This is a genomic window from Achromobacter insuavis (genome assembly GCF_902859645.1).
GTDB lineage: Bacteria > Pseudomonadota > Gammaproteobacteria > Burkholderiales > Burkholderiaceae_B > Achromobacter > Achromobacter insuavis.
Genome location: NZ_CADIJR010000152.1, coordinates 1 through 5,461, shown reverse-complemented (window position 1 = coordinate 5,461; position 5,461 = coordinate 1). Strand labels below are relative to the sequence as shown.

2 protein-coding genes are annotated in these 5,461 nt (G+C 71.2%); both read right to left on the bottom strand.

Translation table 11 applies throughout. The annotated features are described in order from the left end of the window. Positions 1 to 74 precede the first annotated feature (74 nt). Complete coding sequence (gene treS / locus H0523_RS31425; RefSeq protein ID WP_054431844.1) at positions 75 to 3,413, bottom strand: maltose alpha-D-glucosyltransferase; 3,339 nt, start codon at positions 3,411 to 3,413, stop codon at positions 75 to 77. Positions 3,414 to 3,434: 21 nt separating this feature from the next. After that, positions 3,435 to 5,461 (bottom strand): alpha-1,4-glucan--maltose-1-phosphate maltosyltransferase (locus H0523_RS31420; RefSeq protein ID WP_180180292.1); only part of this gene is annotated, 2,027 nt, incomplete at its 5' end.

The following is a 5,461-nucleotide window of genomic DNA, read 5'->3' as shown; positions in this document are numbered from 1 at the left end:
CGGGTCGAGGGCGGGCGTGGCGGCGGCGGGGCGCGGGGCGGACGCCGCGGCGCGCGGGGTTGCGGGACGGCGGGTCATGGCGTGGCGTCCTCGGCGTCGAGCGCCGCGTTCTGCAGCAGGGTGTGCGCCAGGCCGGCCAGGGCGCAGAGCGGGATGGAGATCCAGTCGGGCCGATGGCCTGCCTCGTAAGCGATTTCGTAGGCGGCCTTTTCCAATTGCGCCAGTTGCAGCAGCGTGCGCCAGGCCGCGGACGGAGGCGGGCCGGCCTCCTCGTAGCCTTGCAGGAAGGCCTCGGTGGCGCGGGCGCGAAAACGCGCCAGCAGCGTGTCGCGCAACTGCGCCGGCGAATTGGCGGCGGCGCTGTCCACCGGCGCCGCGTTGGCGTCCAGCGGCGCGCCGCCCAGCGGGTCCAGGCGCGCCACCGCCGCCGCCGCGTAGTCGAACGAGCGCAGCATGCCCGCCACGTCGCGGGCCGGGCACGCCAGTTGGCGGCGCAATGGCAGGGGGTGGTCGGGTTCGCCCTCGAAGTCGATCAGGTAGGCGTCGGTCTGCGCCACCAGCACCTGGCCCAGGTGCAGGTCGCCATGCACGCGGATGAGAGGGGTGCCGGTCAACGCCTGCGCCATGCGCTCGACCCGCGCCGCCAGCCGGTCATGGTGTTCGGACAGCCATTGGGCGCAGGCGCGCGAAGGCTCCTCCAGCGCGTCGGCGTGCTGGCGCAGCGCCCGGGCGGCGCGGTCGAGCTGCGCCGTGACGTGCGCGGCGAGGGCGTCGGCCGCCTCCGGGGTGGCCACCGCGGGCGTGAATGCCGGATCGTCGGCCGGCTGCGACAGGGTCTGGTGCAACTGCGCCAGGCGCCGGCCGATGGTGGTGGCCATGGTGGCATAGCCCTCCAGGCTGGCCTCGAATTCCTCGGGGCTGTCACCGCCGAGCAAGGCGGTGGCCAGCGTGCGTTTCAGGTAGTCCAGCGTCCAGGTCCAGGCATCGCCTTCGTTGGCGACATAGGCATACACGACCGCCAGCGTGCACGGCACGCCCTCGGCGTCGACCCGTTGCACTTCGCCCAGCAGCGCGGGGATGTTGGCGTAGCCCGCGCGGGTCAGGTGACGGGTCATTTCCACTTCGGCCGACAGCCCGGGGTGGACGCTGCGCAGCAGTTTCAGGATGGCCTGCCCGGCCACCACCACGGAACTGTTGGACTGCTCGCCGCTGATCCATTGCAGCGCCGGCGCCTCGCCCAGGTCCAGCCCGTCCAGCCCGGGTTCGGCCAGGCAGCGGATCACGCCCGGCCGCTCGCCCGGCTTGCCGCCCTGGCGGCCGTCCCACTCGCGGCCGGCGCGCAGGGCGTCCAGCACGCCGAGCACGAAGCCGGGCTGCAGGAAGGCGTCGGCGAGGATGCCGACTTCGGGGCCGCGCCGGACCCGCGCGATCGGATACTGGATCTCGGCGCTCTCGTCCCACACCAGCGCGAACGGGATCTGCACCCGCAGGCCGGGTTCGCCGTCGGCCGGCTCGGCCTCGCCCCAGTAGTATTCCGTGCCGTCGGCGCCGAACGGCGTGGCGTACGCCAGCCGCACGCGCGGCAGCGCCGTGGCGCCGGGAAACCAGCGCTGGCGCGCCAGGTATTCGGGCAGCACTTCGGTCTCCAGCGCCTGGCGCGAGGCATCCGTCAGGACCGCGTCGGCGCGGCCGCGCAGCACCAGGGTGATCAACTCCGGCATGCGTTGCGGCGCGCTGGCGTGCCAGCCCGGCGGCGCCGCGTCGGCGCTCAGGTCCATCCAGTAAAAGCCGTAGGGCGGCAGCGTCAGCAGGTAGGGCAGCTCGCCGATGGCCGGAAACGGCGTGCCGCCCAGCATTTCCACCGGCACCCGGCCCTTGAAGGCCTGCAGCGCCAGTTCGACCGGCTGCGCGGCATTGGACAGGTTGGCCACGCACAGGATGGTGGTGTCGCGCCATTGACGCAGATAGGCCAGGATCTTGCGGTTGCCGGCCTGGATGAAGCGCAGGGCGCCGCGGCCGAAGGCGTGGCTCTGGCGGCGTTGCGCCAGCATGCGGCGGGTCCAGTTCAGCAGCGAGTGCGGGTCGCGTTGCTGGGCCTCGACGTTGACGGCCTCGTAGCCGTACAGCGGCCCCATCAGCACCGGCAGCGGCAGCCGCTCGGGGTCGGCGCGCGAGAAGCCGCCATTGCGGTCGGGCGACCACTGCATCGGCGTGCGCACGCCGTCGCGGTCGCCCAGGTGCACGTTGTCGCCCATGCCCAGTTCGTCGCCGTAGTAAAGCACCGGCGTGCCCGGCATGGACAGCAGCAGGCTGTTCATCAATTCGACGCGGCGCCGGTCGCGTTCCAGCAGCGGCGCCAGCCGGCGGCGGATGCCCAGGTTGATGCGCGCGCGCGGATCGGCCGCATAGACGCTCCACAGGTAGTCGCGTTCGCGGCTGGTGACCATCTCCAGCGTCAGTTCGTCGTGGTTGCGCAGGAAGATGGCCCACTGGCAGGTGGCGGGGATGTCCGGCGTCTGGCGGATGATGTCGGTGATGGGAAAGCGGTCTTCCTGCGCGATGGCCATGTACATGCGCGGCATCAGCGGGAAGTGGAACGACATGTGGCATTCGTCGCCGCTGCCGAAATACTCCTGCGCGTCCTCGGGCCACTGGTTGGCCTCGGCCAGCAGCAGGCGGCCCGGGTATTCGTCGTCGATGACGGCGCGGATGCGCTTGAGCACCTGATGGGTCTCGGGCAGGTTCTCGTTGTTGGTGCCCTCGCGCTCGACCAGGTAGGGCACGGCGTCCAGCCGCAGGCCGTCCACGCCCATGTCGAGCCAGTGCCGCATCACCGCCAGCACTTCCTTGAGCACTTGCGGGTTGTCGTAGTTCAGGTCGGGCTGGTGCGAGTAGAAGCGGTGCCAGAAGTAGGCATTGGCGACCGGGTCCCAGGTCCAGTTCGATTTTTCGGTGTCGCAGAAGATGACGCGGGTGCCGGCGTAGGCCTTGTCGTTGTCCGACCAGACGTAGAAGTTGCGCGCGGCCGAGCCGGGGCGCGCGGCGCGCGCCCGCTGGAACCACGGATGCTGGTCGGAGGTATGGTTCACCACCAGCTCGGTGATCACGCGCAGGCCGCGCGCATGGGCGGCGCGGATCAGCTTGCGCACGTCGGCCACGGTGCCGTAGTCGGGATGCACGCCGCGGTAGTCGGCGATGTCGTAGCCGTCGTCGCGCCGGGGCGACGGATAGAACGGCAGCAGCCAGATCGTGTCCACGCCCAGGTTGGCGATGTAGTCCAGTTTGGAGATCAGTCCTGGCAGGTCGCCGACGCCGTCGTCGTTGGAATCGAAGAACGACTTCACGTGCAGTTGGTAGATGACCGCGTCCTTGTACCAAAGGCCGTCGTCCTGGGGCTGGGTTTCACTGATCATGGTCTTGCCTTCCCGGCGGCGTCAGCCATGACGCGACAGCCGCCAGATGCGATAGGGTTGATCGGGGGACAGCGCCACCGCGCGGGCGTCGTGCCAGGTGTCGCGCCGGTCCGCCAGCAGGTCCTCCGCGACCAGGCTGTCGGGCCAGGGCGCGCCGAACAGCGCGAAGGGCGGCTCGACGCGCGCGGTCTGGGGATGGAACGGGTCCAGGCTGATGGCCGCCAGGATCACGTTGCCGTTGCCGGGCGTGGCGCGGGCGAAAGCGATGACGCGCTCGTTGCCGCTGGCCGCCAGCGTCAGGCCGTGGTGGCTCTGCAGGGCAGGGTTGGCGCGGCGCAGCTGGTTCAGGCGGGCAATCTCGGCGCGGATGTTGCCGGGCTGGCGCCAGTCGCGTTGGCGCAGTTCGTATTTCTCCGAATCCAGGTATTCCTCCTTGCCCGGCACCGGCGCGGCCTCGCACAGTTCGAAGCCGCTGTACACGCCCCACAGGCCCGAGCCGAGCGCGGCCAGCGCGGCGCGGATCAGGAAGCCGCCGCGGCCGCTGGTCTGCAGGAACGCGGGGTTGATGTCCGGCGTGTTGACGAAGAAGTGCGGCCGGAAGAAATCGGCGGCCGGCGGCTGCGAGACCTCCTGCAGATAGGCTTGCAGCTCGGCCTTGTCGTTGCGCCAGGTGAAGTAGGTGTACGACTGCGTGAAGCCCACTTTCGCCAGCCGGTACATCATCTTGGGACGGGTGAAGGCCTCGGACAGGAACAGCACGTCCGGGTGGCGCGCGTGCACCTCGGCGATCAGCCATTGCCAGAACGGCAGCGGCTTGGTGTGCGGATTGTCGACCCGGAAGGTGCGCACGCCGTGCCCGGCCCAGAACAACACGATGTCGCGCAGCGCGCGCCACAGGCCGAGTTTGCGGGCGCGGCGCGGCGGCGGGCCGTAGAACGCCACGTTGACGATGTCCTGATATTTCTTGGGCGGATTCTCGGCATAACGCAACGAGCCGTCCGGACGCCACGAGAACCAGTCCGGATGGCGGGCCAGCCAGGGATGGTCGGGCGAGCACTGGATGGCGAAGTCCAGCGCCATTTCCAGGCCGTGGTCGCGGGCGGCCCGCACCAGCCGCAGGAAATCCGCCAGGGTGCCCAGGCGCGGCTCGATGGCGTCGTGGCCGCCGTCCGGCGAGCCGATGGCGTAGGGGCTGCCGACGTCGTCGGGACCGGCCTGCAGGCTGTTGTTGCGGCCTTTGCGGTTGGCCAGGCCGATGGGGTGGACCGGCGGCAGGTAGAGCACGTCGAACCCCATCTCGCGGATGTCGGGCAGGCGCGCGATGACGTCGTCGAAAGTGCCGTGGCGGCCCGGTTCGGCCGCCTGCGAGCGCGGAAACAGTTCGTACCAGGCGGCGTGGGTGGCCTGCGGCCGGTCGACCCACAGCGGGTAGGGCGCCGACACGGATTGGAACGGCCGGCCGTCGTGGGCGCGCATGGCCTGCGCCAGCGCGGGGCTGAGCAGCATCCCGATCAGCGCGGCGTCGGGTTCGGCGTCGACTTCGGGCGCCGCGCAGGCGCGCAGGGCGCGCTTGATGAGGCCGGCGCCGGGGCCGGACGCGGCATCCTGGCCGGCGCGCTGGTCGGCTTCGCGCAGCAGTTGCAGGCCTTCCTGGCGCTCCAGCCGCAGGCTCACGCCGGCCGCGTGCTTGACTTCGAACTCATGCCGGAACGTCTCCCAGCCGTCATGCCAGGCGGTCACCTGGAACGTGTGCGGGCCGATGCGGGCGGGACGGAAGGCCGCCTCCCAGCGGTCGTTGCCGGTCAGCGTCAGGGGCACGCTGCGCCAGGCTGCTTCGTCGTCGGCGCGCCAGCGCAATTCGGCCGCCAGGCGGTCGTGGCCGTCCATCAGGATGTCGGCGCCCACGCGCACCTGCTCGTGCACGCGGCACTTGACCGGATGCGCGCCGCCATCGACGGCGGGCGAGACCTGTTCGATGGCCACGCGGGCCGCGGCGCCGCCTTCGCCGCGCAGCCCGGCCGCCACGCGCGGCGCGGCGCAGACCGGCG

Bases quoted from the DNA above. Each gene is read 5' to 3' on its own strand.
- treS (WP_054431844.1), bottom strand. From the start codon at position 3,413: ATGATCAGTGAAACCCAGCCCCAGGACGACGGCCTTTGGTACAAGGAC.